General features: G+C 46.7%; 22 protein-coding genes and 1 riboswitch. Of the genes, 5 read left to right on the top strand and 17 right to left on the bottom strand.

Annotated elements, in window-relative coordinates; genetic code table 11:
• Nucleotides 1-48: 48 nt before the first annotated feature.
• Complete coding sequence (locus J4N45_RS00670; RefSeq protein WP_252013053.1) at nt 49-1,899, bottom strand: TonB-dependent receptor domain-containing protein; 1,851 nt, start codon at nt 1,897-1,899, stop codon at nt 49-51.
• Between the two features lie 55 nt (nt 1,900-1,954).
• A riboswitch (cobalamin riboswitch) is annotated at nt 1,955-2,164 on the bottom strand.
• A 155-nt stretch (nt 2,165-2,319) separates the two neighbouring features.
• On the opposite strand from J4N45_RS00670, the gene trmA reads away from it, so the two are divergent.
• Nucleotides 2,320-3,429, top strand: coding sequence for a tRNA (uridine(54)-C5)-methyltransferase TrmA (trmA, locus tag J4N45_RS00665; RefSeq protein WP_128648371.1), 1,110 nt, complete (start codon nt 2,320-2,322; stop codon nt 3,427-3,429).
• Between the two features lie 67 nt (nt 3,430-3,496).
• On the opposite strand, the gene J4N45_RS00660 is transcribed toward trmA, so the two are convergent.
• Entirely contained in the window at nt 3,497-3,868 is a 372-nt protein-coding gene (locus J4N45_RS00660; protein WP_042477902.1) for a YijD family membrane protein, read from the bottom strand.
• Nucleotides 3,868-4,509 carry an HTH-type transcriptional repressor FabR gene (gene fabR / locus J4N45_RS00655; RefSeq protein ID WP_252013052.1) on the bottom strand — a complete coding sequence of 214 codons (642 nt, stop codon included), beginning with the start codon at nt 4,507-4,509 and terminating at the stop codon, nt 3,868-3,870. Before fabR ends, J4N45_RS00660 begins: the two co-directional genes overlap by 1 nt.
• 382 nt (nt 4,510-4,891) lie before the next feature.
• Here fabR and sthA point away from each other — a divergent pair, with 382 nt between their 5' ends.
• Complete coding sequence (sthA, locus tag J4N45_RS00650; RefSeq protein WP_252013051.1) at nt 4,892-6,292, top strand: Si-specific NAD(P)(+) transhydrogenase; 1,401 nt, start codon at nt 4,892-4,894, stop codon at nt 6,290-6,292.
• 66 nt (nt 6,293-6,358) lie between these two features.
• Here the strand turns inward: sthA and dinF are convergent, their stop codons facing one another.
• Nucleotides 6,359-7,705 (bottom strand): MATE family efflux transporter DinF, encoded by a 1,347-nt coding sequence (gene dinF, locus J4N45_RS00645; protein WP_252013050.1) that lies wholly within the window; start codon nt 7,703-7,705, stop codon nt 6,359-6,361.
• Nucleotides 7,706-7,802: 97 nt separating this feature from the next.
• Nucleotides 7,803-8,615, bottom strand: coding sequence for a class I SAM-dependent methyltransferase (locus J4N45_RS00640; protein WP_252013049.1), 813 nt, complete (start codon nt 8,613-8,615; stop codon nt 7,803-7,805).
• A 591-nt stretch (nt 8,616-9,206) separates the two neighbouring features.
• Here J4N45_RS00640 and J4N45_RS00635 point away from each other — a divergent pair.
• The gene (locus J4N45_RS00635; RefSeq protein ID WP_252013048.1) at nt 9,207-9,350 is read left to right on the top strand and encodes a hypothetical protein; all 144 of its coding nucleotides are present in this window, start codon (nt 9,207-9,209) and stop codon (nt 9,348-9,350) included.
• Between the two features lie 21 nt (nt 9,351-9,371).
• On the opposite strand, the gene J4N45_RS00630 is transcribed toward J4N45_RS00635, so the two are convergent.
• Complete coding sequence (locus tag J4N45_RS00630) at nt 9,372-9,989, bottom strand: c-type cytochrome (RefSeq protein WP_252013047.1); 618 nt, start codon at nt 9,987-9,989, stop codon at nt 9,372-9,374.
• A gap of 195 nt (nt 9,990-10,184) precedes the next feature.
• Between J4N45_RS00630 and yihA the strand changes: the two genes are divergently transcribed.
• Nucleotides 10,185-10,844, top strand: coding sequence for a ribosome biogenesis GTP-binding protein YihA/YsxC (gene yihA, locus J4N45_RS00625; protein ID WP_197058828.1), 660 nt, complete (start codon nt 10,185-10,187; stop codon nt 10,842-10,844).
• Between the two features lie 435 nt (nt 10,845-11,279).
• Here yihA and spfP read toward each other — a convergent pair whose 3' ends face one another.
• The 3 genes from spfP to hemB all read right to left on the bottom strand — a co-directional run bounded on the left by spfP (nt 11,280) and on the right by hemB (nt 16,008).
• Complete coding sequence (gene spfP, locus J4N45_RS27320) at nt 11,280-11,327, bottom strand: small protein SpfP (RefSeq protein WP_438356636.1); 48 nt, start codon at nt 11,325-11,327, stop codon at nt 11,280-11,282.
• Between the two features lie 193 nt (nt 11,328-11,520).
• Entirely contained in the window at nt 11,521-14,310 is a 2,790-nt protein-coding gene (polA, locus tag J4N45_RS00620; RefSeq protein WP_252013046.1) for a DNA polymerase I, read from the bottom strand.
• Between the two features lie 675 nt (nt 14,311-14,985).
• Nucleotides 14,986-16,008 (bottom strand): porphobilinogen synthase, encoded by a 1,023-nt coding sequence (gene hemB, locus J4N45_RS00615; protein WP_234494753.1) that lies wholly within the window; start codon nt 16,006-16,008, stop codon nt 14,986-14,988.
• Nucleotides 16,009-16,140: 132 nt separating this feature from the next.
• Here hemB and J4N45_RS00610 point away from each other — a divergent pair, with 132 nt between their 5' ends.
• The gene (locus J4N45_RS00610) at nt 16,141-16,902 is read left to right on the top strand and encodes a TatD family hydrolase (RefSeq protein ID WP_252013045.1); all 762 of its coding nucleotides are present in this window, start codon (nt 16,141-16,143) and stop codon (nt 16,900-16,902) included.
• A gap of 346 nt (nt 16,903-17,248) precedes the next feature.
• Here J4N45_RS00610 and tatC read toward each other — a convergent pair whose 3' ends face one another.
• From tatC to fliJ, 8 genes are all read right to left on the bottom strand, one after another.
• Entirely contained in the window at nt 17,249-17,995 is a 747-nt protein-coding gene (gene tatC / locus J4N45_RS00605) for a twin-arginine translocase subunit TatC (RefSeq protein WP_252013044.1), read from the bottom strand.
• Between the two features lie 71 nt (nt 17,996-18,066).
• Nucleotides 18,067-18,471 (bottom strand): Sec-independent protein translocase protein TatB, encoded by a 405-nt coding sequence (gene tatB, locus J4N45_RS00600; RefSeq protein WP_252013043.1) that lies wholly within the window; start codon nt 18,469-18,471, stop codon nt 18,067-18,069.
• A 3-nt stretch (nt 18,472-18,474) separates the two neighbouring features.
• The gene (gene tatA / locus J4N45_RS00595; protein WP_042477892.1) at nt 18,475-18,723 is read right to left on the bottom strand and encodes a Sec-independent protein translocase subunit TatA; all 249 of its coding nucleotides are present in this window, start codon (nt 18,721-18,723) and stop codon (nt 18,475-18,477) included.
• 55 nt (nt 18,724-18,778) lie between these two features.
• Nucleotides 18,779-20,413, bottom strand: coding sequence for a ubiquinone biosynthesis regulatory protein kinase UbiB (gene ubiB / locus J4N45_RS00590; RefSeq protein WP_252013042.1), 1,635 nt, complete (start codon nt 20,411-20,413; stop codon nt 18,779-18,781).
• Nucleotides 20,410-21,042 carry a ubiquinone biosynthesis accessory factor UbiJ gene (locus J4N45_RS00585; RefSeq protein ID WP_252013041.1) on the bottom strand — a complete coding sequence of 211 codons (633 nt, stop codon included), beginning with the start codon at nt 21,040-21,042 and terminating at the stop codon, nt 20,410-20,412. Before J4N45_RS00585 ends, ubiB begins: the two co-directional genes overlap by 4 nt.
• A gap of 10 nt (nt 21,043-21,052) precedes the next feature.
• Nucleotides 21,053-21,835 carry a bifunctional demethylmenaquinone methyltransferase/2-methoxy-6-polyprenyl-1,4-benzoquinol methylase UbiE gene (gene ubiE, locus J4N45_RS00580; protein WP_042477886.1) on the bottom strand — a complete coding sequence of 261 codons (783 nt, stop codon included), beginning with the start codon at nt 21,833-21,835 and terminating at the stop codon, nt 21,053-21,055.
• A 45-nt stretch (nt 21,836-21,880) separates the two neighbouring features.
• Complete coding sequence (gene rmuC, locus J4N45_RS00575) at nt 21,881-23,395, bottom strand: DNA recombination protein RmuC (protein ID WP_252013040.1); 1,515 nt, start codon at nt 23,393-23,395, stop codon at nt 21,881-21,883.
• A gap of 67 nt (nt 23,396-23,462) precedes the next feature.
• Nucleotides 23,463-23,894 carry a flagellar export protein FliJ gene (fliJ, locus tag J4N45_RS00570; RefSeq protein WP_252013039.1) on the bottom strand — a complete coding sequence of 144 codons (432 nt, stop codon included), beginning with the start codon at nt 23,892-23,894 and terminating at the stop codon, nt 23,463-23,465.
• Nucleotides 23,895-23,946: the final 52 nt, after the last annotated feature.

The raw sequence follows: 23,946 nt of genomic DNA, 5'->3' as shown, positions 1-23,946 counted from the left end.
ATTCTCCCAAAAAGAAAAACCGCCTCGCGATTGGAGGCGGCGTTTTGGTTAAAATTCGTATATCGCGTTTACATAGTAGTTACGCTCTGGCGTTTTATAGCCGCTTGCTGTTTCGTACTCTTCATTTAGAAGGTTGCCAACTTTAGCGCCTAGGCTAAGCCCATTATCAAAATAATAAGTACCAGCAATATCTACTAAAGAGTATGGATCTAACACTCTGGTGTTTGAAGCATCATCGTAACGCTTCCCTTGATACAGGTAACTCAAGTCAAATCGCCACGCAGCGATGTTGTACGATGCGTTCCACTTGCCGCTGTGACGTGCTCGTCTCACAAGGTCTTTCCCGGTTGTATCGTCTTTTGCATCCAGATAGTCGTAGGAAACTTGATGATCAATAGGGCCAGTATGGAAGCTTGTCGCTACTTCAATACCTTTAATCTTTGCCTTATTGATGTTGACGTTCGTTGAGCCATTACTGGCGATCATTTTGTCTACGTCACTTTGATACGCCGCTAAACGGAAACCTGCAATATCGTAGTCGCCTTCAATTGCAATCTCTGACGTTTGCGACTCCTCAGGAACAAGGTTTGGATTACCCTCGTAACATCCCCAAGGTCCACACTCTTTTGGCCAGTATAGGTCATTAAATGTTGGCGCTTTGAAGGCTGTGCCATGCAACGCTACAAGCTTAATACTCTCTGTTACGTTGACGCCACCGCCAAGCTGATAAGTGGTGTAGTTACCATAAGCACTATTGTCATCGAATCGCACGTTACCTTCCAATGACACAATGCCTTGGGTATAAATAGCGCCAGCAAAGACTGCCCCATTATCTCTAGAGTCTTTAGTCATCGCTTTGGTGGTGTTATCCACTTTATCTTGATACCAATCAATACCACCTAGCACTTTCAGCTGCTCACTGACATGTAGATTGTTATTCCAGTTAACCGCGACTCTATTGGTTGAGATTGTACCCTCAGCAGCACCTTGGCCATAAGATTTAGCTTTATCTTGGTTCGTGGTCAACGCAAGCGAAGAATCAAAATTGTTGCGGGTATACTCTCCAGCAAAACTGAGACTGTATAAGTCGCTATCCGTTTTATCTACACCCGTCCAAGGGTTGTCGTATTCGACATTGTGCTTTTGATAGTAACCGTTCGCTTTTAGAAGCCACTGTTGATTCAGTCGCTTACCCGTATCTAGAACCAAATATTGACTTGTGTAACCATCATCGTCTGCATCAATTGGGTTACTACTCGTTGGTTGCACGTTGTAACCATTACTAGACTGGTGAGTGGCGGTCAGGTTCAACCAGCCTGTACGTGCATCACCCAAAGATAATGTTCCGCCTACGTTATAGCTTCCGAAGCTTCCAAACCCGGCTCTTACCTTACTTGGTGAACCATTTGGGTTAGTCGTGATTACGTTAACGACACCACTTACAGCATCTGAACCATACACTGCTGCTCGAGCGCCTCTAATCACTTCAATACGCTGAACACCATCAAGAGGGATTGCCGAAAGATTTGCAGCGCCGGTTGTTGCACTGCCGATACGCACACCATTAATGAGTACTAAGGTGTTTTTAGTTGAACGGCCTCGAACGTAAAGCTCGGTGTTTTGCCCAACGCCACCTTGGCTAGCAATCTGAATGCCCGGTAGTCGTCGTAATACCTCAGAGAGCGATTTTGCCTGAATAGCATCGATTTCTTGTCGAGTCACGACCTCCACGGGCGCGAGCACGTCTTTTAATTGTTGCTCAACGCGGTTCGCGGTTACCACCACGGTTTCATCCGCTTGTGGGGAGTTTGTACTTGGGCTCGATACTTCTGCCAGTGAAAAAGAAGTATAAGAAGAGAGCGATGCAGCCACTGCTATCGCCAAAAATGATTTGTTCATTCGTTATGTTGTCCTAAATCGCGTAAGTCCTTACGACTCGAGCATTCCTTTTATTACATCGAGTCGATTGCTGGCAGGTATTCGGACTTTAGAGCCTTGGGATAATGCCTATCCACGCCTACTACCTCGACTTCCCGTCTGATCAACAGTGTCTTCTTGAGGATTCGTTCTCTATTACCGCTGCGCGTCAGTTCTGGAGTTACACCAGATTCCCTTTTCAGTGAGAGTCGTTGTTGATTCTCACACCAGCTAGGGACGCATGTTATTAACTGATTGATTATTTGTCCATAACGGATTGAACTAAGCTATAAATGCGCGGTTAGAATGCGAGACAATTCGGGGAAACACTGGACAACGACGGGAGATTGAATAAAATCTGCCCTCCTTTTAGATAACTCATTACGACGATAGGCAATTACCATGGCAAATCTCGACTTCACACCAGAAGGCTATCAAGTTCAACTTGAAGAAAAATCTCAACGTTTGATCGATATGATGGCGCCGTATTCTGCTCCTGAACTCGAAGTATTTACTTCACCAGAAAAGCACTATCGCATGCGTGCCGAATTCCGCGTATGGCACGAGGGTGACGACATGTACTACATCATGTTTAACCAAGAGACTCGTGAGAAGTACCGTGTTGATCAGTTCCCAGCCGCTAGCCGTCTTATCAACGACCTAATGCCGCTACTGATGGATGCCATGAAAGGTAATGAGGTTCTGAGAAAGAAACTGTTCCAGGTTGATTTCCTGTCGACAATGAGCGGCGAAATCCTTGTATCTCTGCTTTACCATCGCCAACTTGATGATGCATGGAAAGAACAAGCGCAAGCGTTGAAGCAACGTCTGAATGATGAGGGCTTTAAGCTGAATCTTATCGGACGTGCGCGCAAGATGAAGATTGTGATGGACCAAGACTATGTCGTAGAGACGCTGCATGTAAATGGTCAGCCATACCACTATCAGCAAGTAGAGAACAGCTTCACTCAGCCAAACGGTCCGGTCGCACAAAAGATGCTGGAATGGGCCGTCGACTGTACTCAAGACAGCAAAGGTGATCTACTAGAGCTTTATTGCGGTAACGGTAACTTCTCATTGGCGCTGGCGCAAAACTTCGAACGAGTACTAGCGACTGAGTTAGCGAAACCATCGGTAGAGTCAGCACAATACAACATTGCAGCGAACAAGATTGATAACGTACAGATCATTCGTATGTCAGCAGAAGAGTTCACAGAAGCAATGGAAGGTAAGCGTGAGTTTCGACGTCTGCAACAACAAAACGTTGATCTGAAGAGTTATAACTGCAACACGATTTTTGTTGATCCACCACGCGCAGGCATGGATATCGATACCTGTAAGATGGTTCAAGGCTATGAGCGTATTTTATATATCTCTTGTAACCCAGAAACCCTAAAAGACAACCTAGATGTGTTAGGTGAAACTCACCACATTACACGCTTTGCACTGTTTGACCAGTTCCCGTTCACTCATCATATTGAAGCGGGTGTTTTACTAGAGCGTAAAGCCTAAGTATCAAGCCTCCGATACAAAAAAACGAGCCATTCGCGGCTCGTTTTTTATTACCCAAGAAGCACTCTTATGCTTCTTTGAGGATGTAACCCATCTTTTTGCCAATCCAAAATAGCAATACCAGCACCACCATGATGGCGAAGAAGTTGGAACCGGCATCTGGATACTGCGCCTTGGTAAAGGCAGAGTGGCCAAATGCGCCCACAAAGAAAGCCGCTAGACCCACTAGTGGGAAATCCTCTGGGATTGGGTTTTTAAGGTACTCTTGATAAAGAGCTTGCACTGACAGCACAAGAGCAATCAGTGGGAAAATTGAGAACGTCACTTCGCTGACTGTCAGCCAAGACAACATTGCATTACCACACATACCTGCAATAAGTGCGAGTACTAGGGTTTTCTTGCCGCTATCGCGGTTTTCGGAGGACACTTCATTGGACATTAGTTCGACCCTTCTTTTTGACGGTTTCTTTCACGTTCTTTGCGATACCAGTGTGCACCTTTGGCCACTATCCTAAGTTGGACAATTAACCTCTCCGCCAGTTCATATCTTTCTTTTTTGCTGAGGTCTAATGCCTCTGCTCCTGAACTGAACACGAGAACGACAGAAGCCTCTGCTTGTGCAAATGCCTCGTCGCGGTCCATACCTGTGCTAACTAGATACTCGGTTAACTCAGCCGAAAAGTGTTGGATCTCTCGGGCCACCGCGGCACGAAAATCGAAAGAGGTTCCAGAGCGTTCGCGTAGCAATAAGCGGAACACGTTGGGACTGCTTTCTATAAACTCCATAAACGTCTCGACCGAAGTACGGATCACACTGCCTTCTTTGACAATACGTTGGCGCGCTTGTCTCATTAACTGCCTGAGCAGCAGCCCCCCTTCATCTACCATGGTCAATCCAAGCTCATCCATATCTTTAAAGTGACGATAGAAAGAGGTTGGAGCGATACCGGCTTCGCGCGCGACTTCACGTAAGCTCAAGTTCGAAAAACTGCGATCAGCACTCAATTGGCTAAAAGCAGCATCGATCAATGAACGACGCGTTTTTTCTTTTTGTTGTGCACGAATACCCATTGATTTCATGTATAACCTAGATGCTCTTGTTGGTTACCATCGATGACGGCAAGTGAGGGAGTGCTTGTAATATAGCGCGAATAGTCACTTTGTATAAGTGTGTGAATAGCGATTTTTATCAAAAACGCTTACGCATCTCAATTCATTAACCTATGGCTCTACTCGAGTAAGTGTCACTACTTTACCTACATCAAACGTTTATCCGATGCTAAGTCTCAATAAAACTGCGTGATCTTTCACACTCTATTCATGCAGTAATATTTACCTAAGTTAATAATCCGTTAAAATTTCGCCATTGTTAGTGTAAGAACCCTAAGCATCGTTGGCATGGCTAGAAGCCTTGATGGTTTATCTAAGAGCCAAACGGTGTGGAAAACAACGAGGATACTATATGAGTCGCTCCAAACATTTTGATGCCATCGTGATAGGCAGTGGTCCGGGTGGTGAAGGTGCTGCTATGGGGCTGACTAAAGCTGGCCTAAACGTCGCGATCATCGAAAAAGAGAGCAGCGTTGGTGGTGGGTGTACACACTGGGGAACCATCCCTTCTAAAGCTTTGCGTCATGCAGTCAGCCGCATCATTGAGTTCAACAGCAACCCTCTATTTTGCGGCAATAACACCAGTCTGCATTCAACGTTTTCCAATATTCTAGGGCATGCTAAAACCGTCATCGATAAACAGACTAGATTGCGCCAAGGTTTCTACGACCGCAACGAATGTACCCTACTTTACGGCACTGCGCGCTTCGTTAGCGAGAATAGTCTAGAGGTGACCAAGTCAGATGGCACTGTCGATACGTATTCTGCAGACAAGTTTGTTATTGCAACAGGTTCAAGACCTTACCGCCCAGCAGATGTCGACTTTAACCATCCACGCATCTATGACAGCGACTCAATTTTGTCACTTGAGCACGATCCAAGACACATCATCATCTATGGGGCTGGTGTGATTGGTTGTGAATACGCGTCGATTTTCCGTGGTTTAGATGTGAAAACCGATCTTATCAACACGCGTGAACGTCTCTTAGCGTTTCTAGACAATGAGATGTCGGATTCTCTGTCCTATCACTTTTGGAATAGTGGCATGATGATTCGTAATGACGAAACTTACGCCAAGATTGAAGGCACTGAAGATGGCGTGATTATCCATCTGAACTCCGGCAAGAAGATGCGTGCCGACTGCCTACTGTATGCCAACGGTCGTACCGGTAATACCGATGCGCTTAACCTAGACGCTGTGGGTCTGGTTGCTGACTCTCGCGGGCAGCTTAAAGTCGACACAAACTACCAAACCGAAGTGTCTCATATCTACGCAGTAGGGGATGTGATTGGCTACCCTAGCCTAGCAAGCGCGGCGTATGACCAAGGTCGATTTGTAGCGCAGGCGATTACGCGTGGCGAGGCTGAAGGTAAATTGATTGAAGATATCCCAACAGGTATCTACACCATTCCAGAGATCAGCTCAGTCGGTAAAACCGAGCAAGAGTTAACGGAAGCCAAAATCCCTTATGAGGTAGGTCGCTCTTCGTTCAAACATCTTGCGCGCGCACAGATTGCAGGCAAAGATGTCGGAAGCTTGAAGATCCTATTCCATAGAGAGACGAAAGAAATCCTAGGTATTCACTGTTTTGGTGAGCGCGCCGCGGAAATCATTCACATCGGCCAAGCGATCATGGAGCAGAAAGGTGAAGCAAATACCATCGAGTATTTTGTGAATACCACCTTTAACTACCCAACCATGGCAGAGGCATATCGTGTTGCTGCGCTTAACGGCTTAAACCGATTGTTCTGAGTCCATTAGGGACTTGTACCAAAAACGATAAAGGCGACAGTAAGTCGCCTTTATTATTTGAGAATCCTAACTCACCAAAAACCGGTTGCCCTTCCATTGACGCCAAAATATCACGCCTAGCCCCACTCCGCGCATTCCCATAAAGGTCAGCATCGCCAGCCAAAGTGCATGATTGCCTAAACTGCTCGCGGCCAAGAAAACAGCAAAGAAGCAACACGTCGCGACAAACATACTGTTTCTCATATCCTTGCCCTTTGTGGCGCCAATAAAAATGCCATCAAATAGAAAGCACCACATCGACACTAGCGGCATAGCAATTAACCACGGCAAATAGTGCCCAGCCTCTATCTGAACACTCTCTATTGAGGTAATCATGGTAATAAGCCCTTGCCCTAACGCGCCAAAAACCAAGGTCAACACTAGGCAGATCACGACACTCCAGAAGAAGGTGGCCACGAGCGAGTCAACAAGCTCACTTCGGCTCTTCGCGCCAATCGCTTTTCCAACCATCGCTTCCATGGCGTAAGCAAAACCATCCATCCCATAGGAAATGATCATCAGAAAGCTCATGAGTACCGCATTGGCTGCCACGATATCGTCTCCAAATGCAGCACCCTGGAAGGTCATGAAACTAAATGTGGCTTGCAAACACAGTGAGCGTAGGAAAATGTCTCGATTGAGCTTTACGAAACGACCAATGCCTCGGCTGACTTCCGAAACCAAACTCAGTAGCTTAGGAAGATTTCGCTGACGCCAGGTTCGCATGACGCACCAAAGACCAAACGCACACCCGGAGTAATCGGCAATCACTGACGCGAGTGCCGCACCTTCTACTTTCCACCCCAACCCAATGACAAACAATACATCGAGGCCAATGTTGACCACATTAGTAATAATCACCATCCACATTGGAGCCTTCGCGTTTTGGGTACCAAGTAGCCAACCAAGCAGTACAAAATTCATCAGTGCTGCCGGTGCGCTCCATGCGCGAATGGCAAAGTACTGGTAGCCGTAATGCTTTACTTCTTCACTCGCCGAGCTCAGCGAGAAAATCAGATCAGCAATGAAGGTATGCAGGAGCAAAAATACCAGCGCGAATCCAAGCGCCATCACGCTACCCTGTAAAAAGACCAACCCTAAAGAGCGACTGTCCTCAGCGCCAAAACACTGAGCCGTGAGACCTGTTGTGGACATTCGCAAAAATCCGAGCAACCAAAATGTCACACTGATCATCGTACTGCCGAGCGCGACACCACCGAGGTACCACGAGTGTTCAAGGTGGCCAATTACTGCGGCATCAACAAGTCCAAGTAGAGGGACGGTGATATTTGATAGCACCATAGGTATCGCGAGCAAGAGAACTCGACGATGCAAGGGTAGATTGGAAAGTATGGCAATAGATTGTTGAAACACAGACACTCCAGCTTGGCACTGTTTCAACTGGTAAAGCCACAGCAGAAACAAAGGGTTGAGCCGCTATAGTATCGTTATTTAATGACAGGTTCTGCCTTTACCATTCGATATTAACAATGTTTGGCGTGAGACGATGTCGATACAAAGGCAATTTCGCCAGAATCCGCTGCCAGCGAGACCAGCGCTGACAGTGCTGGTCAATAGGAGACAATAGAGATGCCTTGTAGGTCCACGGCAACCAGTTGGTGAGCTTTTGAACGGGCTTTCGAAGTCCATGTTGGTAGGACTCGCATCCCATCTTCTTTCCTAGGTGACTGCCAGTAAGGTCACCGGCCAGTACGAGACAGGCCTGCGCATGCTGAAAGTGACAACCAATGGCTTGAATGAAGTGCGCGATACGATTTTCTCGTCGCTCCAATAGCGCTTGTTCACAAACGACTAGGATGGGTCTATCGGACGGAATAGAAAGTGAATTTAACCAACCCATATCATCGATGGAACCTATGGTCAGAGTGTAACGCTCGCTTTTGTGGAACAATCGCTGACGCCATACCAGGTGCTCATTGGTATCCACCTCTACCCAATGACATCTGCCATTATCAAGACGGTAAAAGCGAGTATCGAGACGAGCACCTACATTAATCACCCAACCCTCAGGGTTGGTTTCCAAAAAGCGCTTCACTTGTAAGTCACACAGCTGAGTCAAGGTAGCGTGCAAGAGCTGACTTTGATCAACATTACCGGTCAGGCAATCAGGCGCTAATTGGCAGCGACGACAGGCATGAGCAGCAATAGGGTCATAAATAATACCGTCATCGAGAAGGCTTTCTCTGCTTCGATACCACAGTGGTCGTAGTAACTTGGTTGGCACATCCAAGTGCTCCGTTTGACGACTCATACGATTATTCATGATCACCCCCATCCTCAGTGCCTAGATGATAATCGCTCGCAACAACTTTAGCAAGACAAATGCTATTGATTATCATTTAACGACAACCTCGAGACGTAAAAAAAGCGACAGGCTGACCTGTCGCTTTCCATCACCATAGGGGTGAAACTGTTGGCATTCGTTGAACGCCTCACAAATATCCATTTGTTATTTGTGCTTCCACTGCTAATTCTTGTTTGTCATCATCCTGATGCGTTTTCACGTTCCCTAGCAAAACCATTTGCTCGAGTTCTTCCTAAACCCTGTCCGTTTGTTTTCTCGTCCTGAGAATAGTTGACCATCCTTATCTGCCCACACTCCTAGTGCGAACGACATCCTTCTAATTTTATTGGCAACCCTTACCAAACTTCCTTGAAGACCATCTTGGTCTGAAATCCTTGTGTCGTCATCCTGTCGACAAGGAACAATTTACCCTAGCCTCGATTGAAAACAACCAAGGTTTAGACTTTTTCTAGTCACTTACAAATGGAAATAGTTAAAAATATTTATTTTCATATAGTTAGAGCTAGGTTAAGGGTAATTTGTGATCGCAAGTATGGCAAATGTCTCACAATGCGCTTAGGCAACTCGCCAATGTATCACCTTGCTTACTTGAAGAGCGATGAGAGCCAGATCACCAAAAACGACAATGCCCCTTCAGAAGAAGAGGCATCGCTTGCTCGGTTTGGCGTTAGAGAAACTATTTTGGGCTGCTAAGTTATGCAACGTGGATTGTTATTAGTGAAGGCCGCCGACGTATTTTGACAGTGTGTCGATGTCTTCATCGTTAAGTTTCTTAGCGATATCACGCATCATAGCGTTCATATCGTTCGCTCGGTCGCCACTGCGGAATTTTTCTAGCTGCGACTTCACGTATTCTGCGTGCTGCCCTGAAATTTTAGGGAAGCCAGACAGCTCTGTACCGTTACCACGCGGGCCGTGACATGCAATACACGCTGTAATACCACGTTCTGCGTCACCAGCCATGTACAGTACCTTGCCCTGATCTACAACGTTCTCAGGCGTGCTGTTTGGAGCGATTGGCATAGAAGCATAGTAGGCAGCCAAATCCGCCATATCTTGCTCAGATAGAGGCATAGCCATGCCACTCATCACAGGATCATAGCGACCTTGCTTGCCATTGCTTGTCATACCAAGCTTTAGATCTTTCAGTTGTTTTTCAATGTAGTTTGCGTGCTGTCCTGCGATGCTTGGGTACATCGTTAGCTGACTGTTACCGTCTGCTCCATGACACGCTACACACGTTTGGGATTTTGCTTTACCAGCTTCAATATCGCCTTGGGCCCATACTGAGCAGCTGACTACAAGACTCAAGATTAGCGCTAATTTTTTCATGACATTCCATTATAATTATCAAGCTTCCAGTACCACTATACGCCTCGCAAAACCCTACAGATTGGTGTCAAAGGGACAAAATCAGGTAACGCGGGCAATTAATACCGATCATGGTACAATGTGTGGCCATATGCCGAGCACGGTTATTTTACACAATTTCACAAAAAAGTAATCAATCGACTACACAAAGTCGAGATGGAGTTAACAGTGAGCGTAAAAATTCATTATCAAAACACGCATTTCATAACAAGTGCACCCGATATTCGTCACTTGCCAGAGGATGAAGGGATCGAAATTGCGTTTGCAGGACGCTCCAATGCTGGTAAATCCAGTTCACTGAACCGACTAACTAACCAAAGAGCCCTGGCAAAAACCAGTAAAACTCCAGGTCGTACGCAGCTTATTAACCTTTTCAAGGTTGATGAAGGCTGTCATATCGTCGATCTTCCTGGATACGGTTTTGCTCAAGTACCTCTTGAGATGAAAAAGAAGTGGCAGAAGTCACTAGGTGAATACCTACAGAAGCGCCAGTGCTTAAAGGGCGTGGTTGTTCTGATGGATATTCGTCACCCAATGAAAGATCTCGATCAACAATTGATCCAGTGGGCAGTTGAATCGGGTATCCCTGTACAAGTGCTACTAACTAAAGCTGACAAGCTAAAAAGTGGCGCACGTAAAGCACAAGTATTGAAGATTCGTGAAGCGTCTTTGGCGTTTGGTGGCGACGTGCAAGTTGATGCGTTTTCATCTTTGAAAGGCATTGGTGTTGACCAACTACGCAACAAACTGGACACATGGTTTGCACCTGCTTTTGCGCATTTAGAACAACTTGAAGAAGGTGATAGCGAGGAGTAACTCACTGCTAATTCAGCGTCTTAAAGAGCTGAGCAGAGGCCCTCCTTAGAAACAAAACGCCCCGCCATCCTGGCAGGGCAATGGGAGAGAGAAGATTTAGTATTATTGTTTGTCCAAAGCATCTACGAAGCCTGCAAACAATGCAATCGCCTACCACGCAAAGTGTGAGCTAGACTTCTCTCCACCAACGACCTCTTCCCACATAGAATTCAAACTATTTCTTATTTTTCATAGCATTAGTATTCATTACACCTAACCGCGGCTACGCTTGATTCAACCTGAGAATTATACAAAGTGTGAAGGTCGTTTAATTACAGAATGGTGTTGTGATATTTCGTAATGACGGGACGTCTTTGAGAGGAATTAAGGACGTTTGGAAATTTTCTTTGCCACAAGAAAAAACGCCCCAGTCAAATACTGACTGGGGCGGCTGAATCAGCCTAATCCAATAACGTGAAACAAAAGGTCTGAAAGATAGAACATCTTACCTCTGTACCCTACGCGTTCTAATGTACAACAACTGATCAGAAAATGAAACTATTTTTGTAGTTTTTTTTCATGACATTTTTGTTAACAGACATAAGTCTTTTAGATGCATAAACTTTTTTAACGGCAAAAAAAAGCCAGCGAGTGTGCGCTGGCTCATGTTAATTTGGTCATTTAGCTCAAATTATGACTAATGCGCCTCGTCCCAGTTCTCTCCGTGACCAGCTTCAGCAACAAGTGGTACGTCTAGTTCTGCTGCAGATTCCATCAATTTTTGTATTTTACTTTCAATTTCGCTTAAAGATGACGATTCGACTTCAAATACCAGTTCATCGTGAACCTGCATCAGAAGCTTAACCTTGCCGTCACCTTCTGCCTGAATCCACTCATCCACCAACAGCATCGCTTTTTTAATGATGTCTGCGGCCGTCCCTTGCATCGGTGCATTGATAGCAGCTCGCTCTGCCGCTTTACGACGCATACCATTTCGGGACTTAATCTCAGGTAGGTGTAGACGACGACCATAGATCGTTTCGACGTAGCCTTTCTCGGTCGCAAGTGCACGGGTATCTTCCATGTACTGCATCACACCCGGATAACGCTCAAAATACGTATCCATATACTGCTGAGCTTCACCACGAGAAATGCCTAACTGCTTAGACAGACCAAATGCGCTCATGCCGTAGATCAAACCAAAGTTCACCGCTTTCGCTCTGCGACGTTGCTCACTCGTTACTTGCTCAATGTCGACACCAATGATCTCAGCCGCCGTTGCAGCGTGAATGTCTTTGCCTTGCTGGAAGGCTTCGAGTAGCGCTTTATCACCTGACAGGTGAGCCATGATTCGAAGTTCAATCTGAGAGTAATCGACGGCCAAGATCTTCCAACCATGCGGAGCGATGAATGCCTGACGAATACGGCGCCCTTCTTCGTTACGGATTGGAATATTCTGCAGGTTTGGATCGGTAGATGACAGACGACCTGTCGCCGTTACCGCTTGGTGATACGACGTATGAACGCGACCCGTTTCTGGGTTGATCATCTTCGGTAGTTTATCTGTGTATGTCGACTTCAGCTTCGCCAGACCACGGTACTCAAGAATAAGCTTAGGTAGCGGGTAATCCAATGCGAGTTCTTGCAGCACTTCTTCGTTCGTCGACGGGGCACCCGATGGTGTTTTCTTCAATACAGGCAGACCCATTTTTTCGAAGAAGATGGCTTGCAGCTGCTTCGGAGAGCTCAGGTTGAATTCTTCGCCGGCAATCTCAAAGGCTTTTTGCTCAAGTTCATCAAGACGCGCTGCAATTTCTTGCGACTGAGCGCCTAGCAACATGTCATCGATCAGCACACCCGTTCTCTCAATGCGAGACAGTACAGGTACGAGTGGAACTTCAATCTCTTGATAAACGCGATTGAGTGCATCGTTCTTTTCCAACTCCGCATTAATGCGTTGATGTAGACGCAGAGTCACATCGGCATCTTCCGCTGCATAAGGAGACGCTTGGTCCATCTCGATTTGGTTGAAAGTGAGCTGTGATTTACCTTTACCAGCAATCTGCTCAAACGAGATGCAGCTGTGTTGCAAAAAGCGCAACGCTAAGCTGTCCATATCGTGTTTTCCACCAACACTGTTGTAAACGTAAGATGCCAACATGGTGTCGTACTTGATGCCTTTAAGCTCAATACCATAACGTGCAATCACACTGGCATCATATTTAAGGTTTTGTCCGACTTTCAGAATGTTTTCATCTTCAAGTAGTGGCTTTAGTTGCTCCAATACCCAAGCTCGATCAAGCTGCTCTGGCGCCCCCATATAGTCGTGAGCGACTGGCAAGTACGCCGCTACACCCTCTTCGGTAGCAAAAGACAAACCGATAAGGTTAGCGACCATGTAATCTAAGCTATCCGTCTCGGTATCAAATGCGATGACCTCTGCCGACTTTAGCTTTTCAAGCCAGGCATTAAAGCTTTCTTCTGTCAGAATAGTCTCGTATTGGCTACGATCAATCTTGACCGCTGACGTGTCCATCGCAGGGGCATCATCATTACCTGAGGTGCGTTTTGCTGCGCTCTCAATCGCTTGCACTTCACCAGTGCCGCCTTCAAGTAGCTCATTTAGCCAAGACTTGAACGTCAATTGACCATAAAGCTTAGTCAGCTCATCGACATTTGGTTTCTCTTTCACTAGCGAGTCATGAGTGCAATCAAGCTCAACATCCAGTTTGATGGTCGCTAAGTCATACGACAGCAAGGCGTTTTCTTTGTTCTCGGTAAGCTTCTTCGCCATGGTTTTTGAGCCACGGAAGCCAAGAGGGGCGATGTCATCGAGTCTATCGTAAAGGTCTTTAATGCCACCGATGCCCTGCAATAGTGCTGTTGCTGTTTTATCACCAACACCTGGTACACCAGGAATGTTATCGACTTTATCACCCATTAATGCCAGATAGTCGATGATAAGTTCCGGTGGAATCCCAAACTTCTCCACCACGCCTTCTCGGTCCATAACAACATTAGTCATGGTGTTAATCAGGGTGACATTATCGTCAACGAGCTGAGCCATATCTTTATCACCCGTACTAATTAGCACTGGCATGCCTGCTTTTGAGGCTTCATGTGCGAGCGTACCGATCACATCATCGGCTTCGACTCCAGGTACACAAATCAATGGCAGACCCATTGCACGAATCACGTTATGCAGAGGTTCAATCTGACAACGAAGGTCGTCGGGCATTGGTGGACGGTTTGCCTTGTACTCTGGGTACATATCGTCACGGAATGTTTTGCCCTTGGCATCAAACACAACCGCGATACGGTCGGAGGCAAACTGACGCATCATGCTTCGCAGCATGTTAACAACACCATATACCGCATTAGTTGGGATTTCGCCGTTACTCATCGTTTCTGGATAAGCATGAAAAGCTCGGTAAAGATAAGAAGAACCATCGATAAGAATCAGTGGGTTGTCTGGTATTTGCGCCATGTTTAGTCGTCCAAAATTTTGGGTAGTGATCCATAAGAATGCCACGACTAGCACAACGATGCTACGACCTTTCACTGTCTATATAGACAGTTGCACTTTGTCAGGCAATCGATTTCCAGCCCAGCCTGTGGATAAATCTGTTTATAGGTTTATTTTATTAAAAGATAAAGTTATACAGAAGCAACAAAAAATATCCGTAACATACTGTAAATAAACAAATAAATATTAGATCTACGCGCTTTTGCTTGATCCTTGCCGGATCATGCAATGTGGAAAACCTAATTTTGCGATTGAACTGAGCTTTAGGATTATATTCTAGTCAGAGTGACCATTTAATCCTCAAACTGTAGATAGAAAAAAAGCGACACCTAAGGTGTCGCCTAGCAATAATAGGAGGAGGTTATCTCGATTATCGAGTACAGCTAACCAACCAAAAAGCTATAAATACACTGGAAGCAATGTGAGCAATGTCGTGTCAAAAAGAATTGAGTTTCGCAAGAGGTCGACACCCAGTGGGTTCCGATTGCTTAACCTTTTTCCTTAGGACAAGTTAATAGTAATCATTCTCATTTGTTGCGTCAACCACTAATTGAGAATTTTTCTCATTTATTTTAGAAGACCAATTTCGCGCACAAAAAAGCCGACGATACGTCGGCTCTCTCAGCGTTTATTTGACTAGGCTTCATCGTCATCTTGCGACAACCACTCCGCTACGTCTTTCGCAAAGTAAGTCAAAATACCATCGGCGCCTGCTCGCTTGAAACACAGCAGAGACTCAAGCACAGTTTCACGCTCTTTCAGCCAACCATTTTGAATAGCGGCTTTGTGCATCGCGTACTCACCTGATACTTGGTAAGCAAACGTCGGTACCTGTAATTCACTCTTAACACGGCGAACGATATCAAGGTAAGGCATACCCGGCTTCACCATAACCATGTCGGCACCTTCATTGATGTCCATCGCCACTTCGTGTAGAGCTTCATCGCTGTTCGCAGGATCCATCTGGTAGTTCTTCTTGTTACCACCTTTTAGGTTCGATGCCGAACCGACTGCATCACGGAAAGGACCATAATAGTTTGACGCATACTTAGCTGAATACGCCATGATCTGAGTATGAACATGCCCGGCTGCTTCCAGAGCCTCACGGATACGGCCAATACGACCATCCATCATATCTGATGGCGCCACAACGTCTGCACCAGCCTCAGCATGAGATAAGGCTTGTTTGATCAAGACTTCGGTTGTCTCGTCATTTTGTACGTAACCATCTTCATCAATAATGCCATCTTGTCCGTGTGTCGTGAATGGGTCCAACGCCACATCGGTGATCACACCCATTTGCGGAACATTTTCCTTCAAAGAGCGTACCGCTCGTTGAACGAGACCCTCTGGGTTGTAGGCCTCTGCTGCACAGATGCTTTTCGCATCCTGATTCACCACTGGGAACAGCGCAATCGCAGGCACACCCAGCTTTGCTAGGTACTCGGCTTCCTCTAGCATCAAATCAATAGAAAGACGTTCAATACCAGGCATAGATTCCACCGTTTCACGACGGTTTTTACCCATGAGAATGAACATTGGATAGATCAAATCATCCACAGATACCTTGTTCTCTGCCATCAAACGTCGGCTGAAATCATGTTTGCGCATACGGCGCATACGGCGCGCTGGGAATTGACCTTGAATCGATACAGACACCTTTCTCTCCTTGTCTGGAAAAATGCGAAAATCAAGCATATCACTCTGGCTTGTTCATGCTAGTAGTAAAATTGGAAAATGCTAAACCACAAACGATATACTTAGCGTATTACTCAACGAATGTAGCTTGTCATGATAGATACACACGCCCATATTTACGCCACCGAATTCGACCAAGATCGCGACGATGTGATCAAGCGAGCAATAGCGGTTGGCATCGAGCACATATTGCTGCCAAACATCGATCTTGAATCAATAGAGCCAATGTTGGCAACAGAAGCGGCTTACCCAGAGATCTGCCGTTCAATGATGGGATTGCACCCGTGCTATGTCGATGCCAACGTCGATGCGACACTCAACACCATTCACTCTTGGTTCGATAAGCATAACTTTATCGCAGTGGGTGAAATTGGTATCGACTTGTACTGGGATAAAACCTATCGCAAAGAGCAAGAGCGTGCGTTTGTCACCCAGCTTAATTGGGCGAAAGAAATGGCGTTACCTGTCGTGATCCATACCCGTGACTCCATTGAAGAAACGCTAGCCTTACTCAAGACTGAACAAAATGGCGACCTACGCGGTGTTTTCCACTGTTTTGGAGGCAGTATCGAAGAGGCTAAAGCTATCAATGAGTTAGGTTTTCACCTTGGGCTTGGTGGTGTTTCGACCTTCAAGAACTCAGGCATGGACAAGGTGATTCCAGAGCTCGATATGACCAAGGTTATCCTTGAAACCGATTGCCCTTATCTCGCTCCAGTGCCCCATCGTGGAAAACGCAACGAGCCCGCTTACACTGAGTTAGTGCTAAACCGTATTGCTGACGTACGAGGCATCAGTACTAAAGAAGTGGCAGAGATAACAACAAACAATGCAAAATCACTGTTTTCATTGTGATTTTGCAGGTTTCGTTACCCATTATGTGAGTTAGATCTGATTTACTAGTCGCTTACCGGCCACCAGTTAACGTAGAATATGCACCAGATTTATATGCCACTAGTAGTAAATAATATGTGGCACAGTTCACGCATTTTCTATCACGGAGGTCCGGTATGTGCCAGCACGGAAATATGCTGCAACGCCAACATCGCACATTTTGGCAAAAGCTCATGGGTATTAAAGAAATCTATGTCTGCTCAGAATGCGGATACGTCCTCAAGATTCGATAACCTCCTATCTCTCAAGCACACATACAAAAATAGCGGCCAAAGCCGCTATTTTTTATCTCATCAAATTGATGACACTACTCTTCTTCCTCGTCGACTTCTTCTTTTCGTGTGTAGAAACGCGCAAAGAACAAGCCCACCTCAAACAGCAAGCACATCGGAATCGCTAGCAAGGTCTGAGAAATAAGATCAGGAGGGGTCAATAGCATACCCACAACAAACGCCCCCACGACAATGTAAGGACGCTTTTGCTTCAGGCTGTCGACATCTGTCGCACCTGTCCAGCACAGCAGGATAATGGCTACAGGTACCTCAAAGGCAATACCAAACGCTAAAAACAGCGCTAAAACAAAGTCTAGGTAACTGGATATATCCGTTGCAAACTCAACTCCGCCTAACGATATTGCCGTGAAAAAGCCAAACACCAGTGGGAATACCACAAAATACGCAAAGGCAACACCGCAATAAAAAAGCAAAGAGCTCGAGAACATCAGCGGCATGACCAACCTTTTCTCGTGCTTGTATAAGCCTGGCGCAACAAATGCCCACACCTGATACAAAATAAACGGTACCGCAACGAAGACTGAGGCGATCAACGTCAGTTTAAGAGGGGTAAAGAAAGGCGATGCTACGTCGGTTGCGATCATTGTCGCTCCCTCTGGTAGCCTCTCTACTAGCGGCTTGGAAACAAAATCATAAATATCGCCAGAGAAGTACACCAGAGCCAAAAATACCACTAACACCGCAACAATAGCGCGCAGGAGTCGGTTTCTTAGCTCTAGCAGATGACTAATCAAAGGCTGTGTCTGTTCGACGGACGGCATGAAAACCTCGAATAAAATAAGTGACCACCAGCGCGATCACTTTCGATATACAAATAGACAAGGGCTGATAATCAGCCCTTATTCAGATCTTTCTCTGGAGACTCACTCTCAGCAGGTTTCATCGTCTCTGAGCTCTCTGTCACTTGCGGACTCGGCTCAGAGTCAGTGGCTTTCGACTTATCGGTCGCGTAAGGACGCGTCACGTCTTGTGCAGCCTGCTTCAATTCTTCTACCGAACTTTTAAGCTCAGGCGAAAGGTCTTCCATGCCCATTTTCTCAGCTTTTCGCAGATTCTCTTGAAGCTCTTGGACTTTAAGTTCATGCGAAAGCTCATCTTTGACATTATTTGCCATCGCCTTCGCAGAGCTGATAAAACGAGAAACACTTCGGATAGCAGTCGGCAAGCGCTCTGGTCCCAGAACCACTAAGCCAACCACAGAGATGAGTACCAGTTCCCAAAAACCGATATCAAACACGAATTATGCCTGCTCTTTGTCTTTCTTTGTTTCAGTAGAAGCGTCTGTCTTTTGTTGCTCAATGTTCTTAGGTTCAAAATCTGCATCTTTTTTGTCAGATTTTGCCGTCGGCTCATCTTCGCTCATTGCTTTCTTAAAGCCCTTGACTGCCCCACCTAGGTCGCCGCCAATGCCACGCAGTTTTTTCGTTCCAAACAGCAGAATAACGATTACTGCAATGATAAGAAGTTGCCAAATACTAATACCGCCCATTCTTTCTACCTCGGGTCTTGATTAACAAATTTATGATTTAATGCGAGTTTATCGCTTAACGTCTGTAAGTACGCCAACTTAACAGCCAAAATGTGATACCACCAACGCCTGATGCAACAGACAACTGGTGATAAGGACTATCCAGCAGTATGGCGGAGCATACGATTAAAGTTGCGCCAACGCCAAACAAAAATTTACCTGTACCATGTTGCCGTTTTGTTTCACGGTATCCTTGATACAAACTATCCATGCGCTGATTCATAGCCTTACCTTGTTTGAGGCTATCGTACAGCAACTCTGGAAGCTCAGGCAATTTTTCTGCCCAAAACGGCGCGCGTTCTTTGATACCATTAATGACGGCTTGTGGTCCCACCTGATTCGCCATCCAGTTCTCGAGAAACGGTTTCGCTGTCTCCCATAAGTCTAGTTGCGGATAGAGCTGTCTGCCTAAACCCTCTACATACAGCAAGGTTTTCTGCAGCAGCACCAGCTGAGGCTGCACTTCCATATTAAATCGACGTGCCGTATTGAACAGGTTCAATAACACATGACCAAAGGAAATTTCGCACAAAGGTTTAGCGAAGATAGGCTCACACACCATGCGAATGGCGAACTCAAACTCATCGACATTGGTATCCATTGGCACCCAACCTGAGTCAACGTGCAGCTCGGCGACTTTGCGATAGTCTCGGTTGAAGAACGCCAAAAAGTTTTCTGCTAAATAGCGTTTATCTTCGCTGTTGAGCGTGCCGACGATCCCACAATCAAGACCAATCCATAACGGGTTTTCAGGATGCTCGTAGCTAACAAATACATTGCCAGGGTGCATATCCGCATGGAAGAAGCTATCGCGAAATACCTGGGTGAAGAAAACGCTCACACCACGCTCAGCTAACAGCTTCATGTTGGTGCCATTCGCTTCCAGAGTTGGAATATCCGATACCTGAATGCCATAGATGCGTTCCGACACCATCAGAGTCTCACTGCTAAAGTCAGGAAGCACTTCTGGAACGTACAGCTCTTCACTGCCTTCGAAGTTTCGGCGCAATTGAATCGCGTTTGCCGCTTCGCGCCTTAGATCTAGCTCATCTAATAGCGTTTTTTCGTACTCACGCACCACTTCGACGGGTTTGAGTCGGCGAGCATCAGGTAAGGCTTTAGAGACAATGCGAGCCATGCGATACATCAGCTTCAGATCGGCATCGATAACAGGACGGATATCAGGGCGTATCACCTTGAGTACCACCTCCTGCCCTGTCTCTTTGAGCTTGGCAGTATGAACCTGCGCGATGGATGCCGATGCTAATGGTTCAATGTCAAAATCATCAAACCAGTTTTCAATTGGACCACCGAGCGCCTTCTCCATTTGCGTCTTAGCCAACTCACCGTCAAACGGTGACACTTGGTCTTGCAGCAGCGCTAGTTGGTCAGCGATATGGGGAGGAAACAAGTCGCGGCGCGTTGACATCATCTGACCAAACTTGATCCATACCGGACCAAGTTCTTGCAATGCTAGACGAAGTCGCTCACCAAGCGGTTTGTCTGGATGTTGATTCTTCATCCAAAACAGTGAGCGCCTTGCTAATAGTGGCGCTTTGGTCAACTGATGAGTTGGCATCAACTCATCGAGGCCATACTCAAGTTGAACCTTAACGATGTGATAGAGGCGCTTTATTTCACTCGGGGTCATACACGCTCCGAGTCTTGTTGGTCATCGACCGACGCTAGCAAAGCGTCCAAACGGGCATTCAGTCGCTCAGTTTGGCTGCGCACATCATCCACATCGTCACAAAACGCTGCGATGGCAAGAGGTGGCGGTGCAATTTTCCACTCTTCTGTCAGCACTTGACCAAAGTGATCTTGATGCTTGGCAGCTTGCGAAGCAAAAAAGCCAAACAGGTTTTTGGCACCTTGTACTGCCGTATGAGCGACAACATCGCCCGTCACGCGCGACATCCACTCTTCAATGTCTGGCTTACAATCGGTAAGCAGCGCCGAAAACTTTTGCGCCAACTGAATATCACCCTCAAGCTCAAGCTTATCTTGCTTGATAAGTTTGGTGATATTGGCTTGCTCTTTGAGCTCAGGCAGAACCGACAAATTGAGCGACAGGTAACAATCGGGTTCACCCTCATAGTTAGCCAGCACATCAAGCTGATTGCTAAACACAAAGGTGAGCGATTTATTGAATTCACGCAGATGAATTTGAATCACCTGACCTTTTAGGCGGGCAACGCGGTTAACCAGCGCTTCATCGTCTTTAATCAGAGTATTGAGGGTGGTTTCCACCACGGCCGTCACTAATGGATCAAAAGGCATGGCTCAGTCCTTAGAATTTGTATCCACGGTGTAGGGCAACAATACCACCGGTCAGGTTGTAATATTTGGTTTGCTCAAAGCCAGCGTCTTGCATCATGCCTTCCAGCGTGTCTTGGTCTGGGTGCATACGGATAGATTCGGCTAGGTAGCGATAGCTCTCGGCATCATTAGCCACTAGCTCACCCATCTTAGGTAGCAGGTGGAAAGAGTACGCATCGTACACTTTAGAAAGAGGCTCAATGATTGGCTTCGAGAACTCCAGAACCAATAGGCGACCACCAGGCTTGAGTACGCGGAACATTGAGCGCAGTGCTTTGTCTTTGTCCGTCACATTACGAAGACAGAAACTGATTGTGATGCAGTCAAAGTAATCGTCTGGGAATGGCAGCTCTTCAGCGTTAGCTTGAACATAGTGAACGTTACCAACAATGCCAGTATCACGCAGCTTGTCGCGACCCACGTTGAGCATTGAGTTGTTGATGTCGGCAAGCACTACGTGCCCTTTATCGCCAACAATACGAGAAAACTTAGCGGTCAAATCACCAGTACCGCCACCTAGGTCTAGAATACGCTGACCTGGTCGTGCACCACTGCAATCAATAGTGAAACGCTTCCATAGGCGGTGAACACCACCTGACATCAAATCGTTCATGATGTCGTATTTTGCTGCCACCGAGTGAAACACTTCCGCTACGCGCGTTACTTTTTCTTGTTTCGCAACAGTTTCGAAGCCGAAGTGCGTGGTGTCGTCTTGTTGATTTACTTGATTCGATTGCACAGTACTTTCCGTCATTATTCTTCCTCTTGGGCAGCGCTACTTCTCCGTCGCCGCAGACGGTCAGTTTACTTTATCCATGTCTGGTTGTCTTTCCACCAAAGCATCATTTTGTGCAATTTCTGTGAGCGAGGGAGAAATCGAGCGCTTCACCTCAACCCCAAGCTGTTTAAAGCTTTCCGCCTGACGAATCGCATTACCGCGACCCGTCGCTAACTTGTTCATCGCCCCTTGGTAACTTTGGTTGGCTTTATCCAATGCGCCGCCCAAGCCTTCCATGTCATCCACGAAAAGGCGCAGTTTGTCGTAGAGCTTGCTGGCTTTGTCTGCGATCACCTGAGCATTTTGGTTTTGTCTATCGTTGCGCCAAAGGTTGTCGATGGTACGCAGCGCCACCAGCAGTGTGGTTGGGCTAACCAAAATAATGTTGCTCTCCATTGCCTCTTTCACCAGGCTCGGATCGGCTTGAATCGCCACTTGGAATGCAGGCTCAACGGGGATGAACATCAAGACGTAATCGAGGGAGCGAATGCCCTTGAGTTGATGGTAATCTTTTTGCGACAGCCCGCGAATGTGGTTACGAAGCGCCAATAAGTGATCACTCAGCGCGCGATCGCGCTCGGCATCGGTTTCAGCATTGAAATAGCGCTCGTAGGCAACCAACACCATCTTCGAATCGATCACCACCTGCTTCTCTTGTGGTAAATGAACGATCACATCGGGCTGATAACGCTTACCCGCTTCGTTTTGCAGACTCACCTGCGTTTGATACTCGTGTCCTTCGCGAAGCCCCGACTCTGCCAATACGCGCGCCAAGACCACCTCACCCCAGTTGCCTTGTTGTTTGTTGTCGCCTTTCAGAGCTTGCGTCAGGTTCATCGCTTCTTTAGTCATCTGATCATTAAGACGCTGGAGGTTTTTTAGCTCATGCACCAGCGTATGTCGCTCTTTTGCCTCTTGACTAAAACTATCGTTGACCTGCTTTTTAAAGCCCTCAAGCTGCTCTTTGAGTGGGGATAGAATCCCCTCGAGGCTTTGACGGTTTTGCGCATCAACTTTGGCGGTTTTCGCTTCAAACACTTGATTGGCAAGACGCTCAAACTGCTCTTTAAGGCGTAACTCAGATTGCTGCAGCAGCTCCAGCTTCTCTTGATCCGAGCGCTGTTGTTGCTGATACGTGGCGAGCTGCTCGCGTAACTGCGCCTCAGATTGCGCACGCTGCTGCTTAACCTGCTCAAGCTCGGTAGCGTACTGCTGACGCTCTTGCTTCACAGCCTCGAAATAGCGCAGCTTTTCCATTGCTGCCATCACCTTGCCGTGCGCTTGCTTGAGCTCAAATGCCGACTTGTCACGCTCATCATCCAGCTCATCGAGTTCTTGTTTGGCATCAGACAACTCTTGCTGCATGCGCGCGATTTGCTGCTCTAGTGCCGTCGTCTCGAGCTGTGCTTTGTGTTCCGCTAAGGCTTCTATTTGACGAGATTTAAAATGCAACACCGCAGCGGCAGAAAAGCCAACCACAGTGCTAAGTGAAGTGATTGAAAGTAGGAGGGTTTGATTATCAATAATCCATTGCATTGTTTACTTGCCATCAGCCTTAGTTATTAAGCTAATGGTAATTTATACTGGATAAATGTCCAGATATTTACAGGGAACGGCGCTTGAAGCGGGCGTTGATGATATCCTCTATTAGCTTTTGCTCGCGCTTTGCTTTTTCGTAGCTCTGCTTTTTATTCCAGCGCTCTAACACCTGCTCAAGTCCTTGAACGCGAGCCGCTTTTTGCTGTAGCTGCTTTTGTACCGACTGACACTGAGCCTCCATCACTGCTTGCTCTTGCTGATGGTGCACCAACATCTTTTGTAGCATCTGATCCGCCAAGTTAAGGTTCATCAGCCCCACACTGCAGGTTTTCGTTGCCCCTTGATAGTTGCGAGATTTCAGCTCTGAAAGTGCTTCTAGCTGAGCACAGAGATGCTCACTCTGATGGCGCATGGATTCCAACTGAGCGCCGATCTGATCGCGCCTTAGCTCCTCGACTTGGGTCATCTTACCGACTGCGCGGATCTTGCTTTCCATTGCACTGCTTCCTTATTCGCGACATACGTACTAACGACTCACATATCGCGCC

It is taken from the genome of Vibrio sp. SCSIO 43140 (assembly GCF_023716585.1).
In the GTDB taxonomy this organism is placed as follows: domain Bacteria; phylum Pseudomonadota; class Gammaproteobacteria; order Enterobacterales; family Vibrionaceae; genus Vibrio; species Vibrio maritimus_B.
This window is presented reverse-complemented; position numbering and strand designations above follow the sequence as displayed.

Coding starts and splice junctions, on each gene's coding strand:
- J4N45_RS00670 (WP_252013053.1), bottom strand. CDS start 1,899: ATGAACAAATCATTTTTGGCGATAGCAGTGGCTGCATCGCTCTCTTCT.
- trmA (WP_128648371.1), top strand. CDS start 2,320: ATGGCAAATCTCGACTTCACACCAGAAGGCTATCAAGTTCAACTTGAA.
- J4N45_RS00660 (WP_042477902.1), bottom strand. CDS start 3,868: ATGTCCAATGAAGTGTCCTCCGAAAACCGCGATAGCGGCAAGAAAACC.
- fabR (WP_252013052.1), bottom strand. CDS start 4,509: ATGAAATCAATGGGTATTCGTGCACAACAAAAAGAAAAAACGCGTCGT.
- sthA (WP_252013051.1), top strand. CDS start 4,892: ATGAGTCGCTCCAAACATTTTGATGCCATCGTGATAGGCAGTGGTCCG.
- J4N45_RS00640 (WP_252013049.1), bottom strand. CDS start 8,615: ATGAATAATCGTATGAGTCGTCAAACGGAGCACTTGGATGTGCCAACC.
- J4N45_RS00635 (WP_252013048.1), top strand. CDS start 9,207: ATGCGCTTAGGCAACTCGCCAATGTATCACCTTGCTTACTTGAAGAGC.
- J4N45_RS00630 (WP_252013047.1), bottom strand. CDS start 9,989: ATGAAAAAATTAGCGCTAATCTTGAGTCTTGTAGTCAGCTGCTCAGTA.
- yihA (WP_197058828.1), top strand. CDS start 10,185: ATGGAGTTAACAGTGAGCGTAAAAATTCATTATCAAAACACGCATTTC.
- polA (WP_252013046.1), bottom strand. CDS start 14,310: ATGGCGCAAATACCAGACAACCCACTGATTCTTATCGATGGTTCTTCT.
- J4N45_RS00610 (WP_252013045.1), top strand. CDS start 16,141: ATGATAGATACACACGCCCATATTTACGCCACCGAATTCGACCAAGAT.
- tatC (WP_252013044.1), bottom strand. CDS start 17,995: ATGCCGTCCGTCGAACAGACACAGCCTTTGATTAGTCATCTGCTAGAG.
- tatA (WP_042477892.1), bottom strand. CDS start 18,723: ATGGGCGGTATTAGTATTTGGCAACTTCTTATCATTGCAGTAATCGTT.
- ubiB (WP_252013042.1), bottom strand. CDS start 20,413: ATGACCCCGAGTGAAATAAAGCGCCTCTATCACATCGTTAAGGTTCAA.
- J4N45_RS00585 (WP_252013041.1), bottom strand. CDS start 21,042: ATGCCTTTTGATCCATTAGTGACGGCCGTGGTGGAAACCACCCTCAAT.
- ubiE (WP_042477886.1), bottom strand. CDS start 21,835: ATGACGGAAAGTACTGTGCAATCGAATCAAGTAAATCAACAAGACGAC.
- rmuC (WP_252013040.1), bottom strand. CDS start 23,395: ATGCAATGGATTATTGATAATCAAACCCTCCTACTTTCAATCACTTCA.
- fliJ (WP_252013039.1), bottom strand. CDS start 23,894: ATGGAAAGCAAGATCCGCGCAGTCGGTAAGATGACCCAAGTCGAGGAG.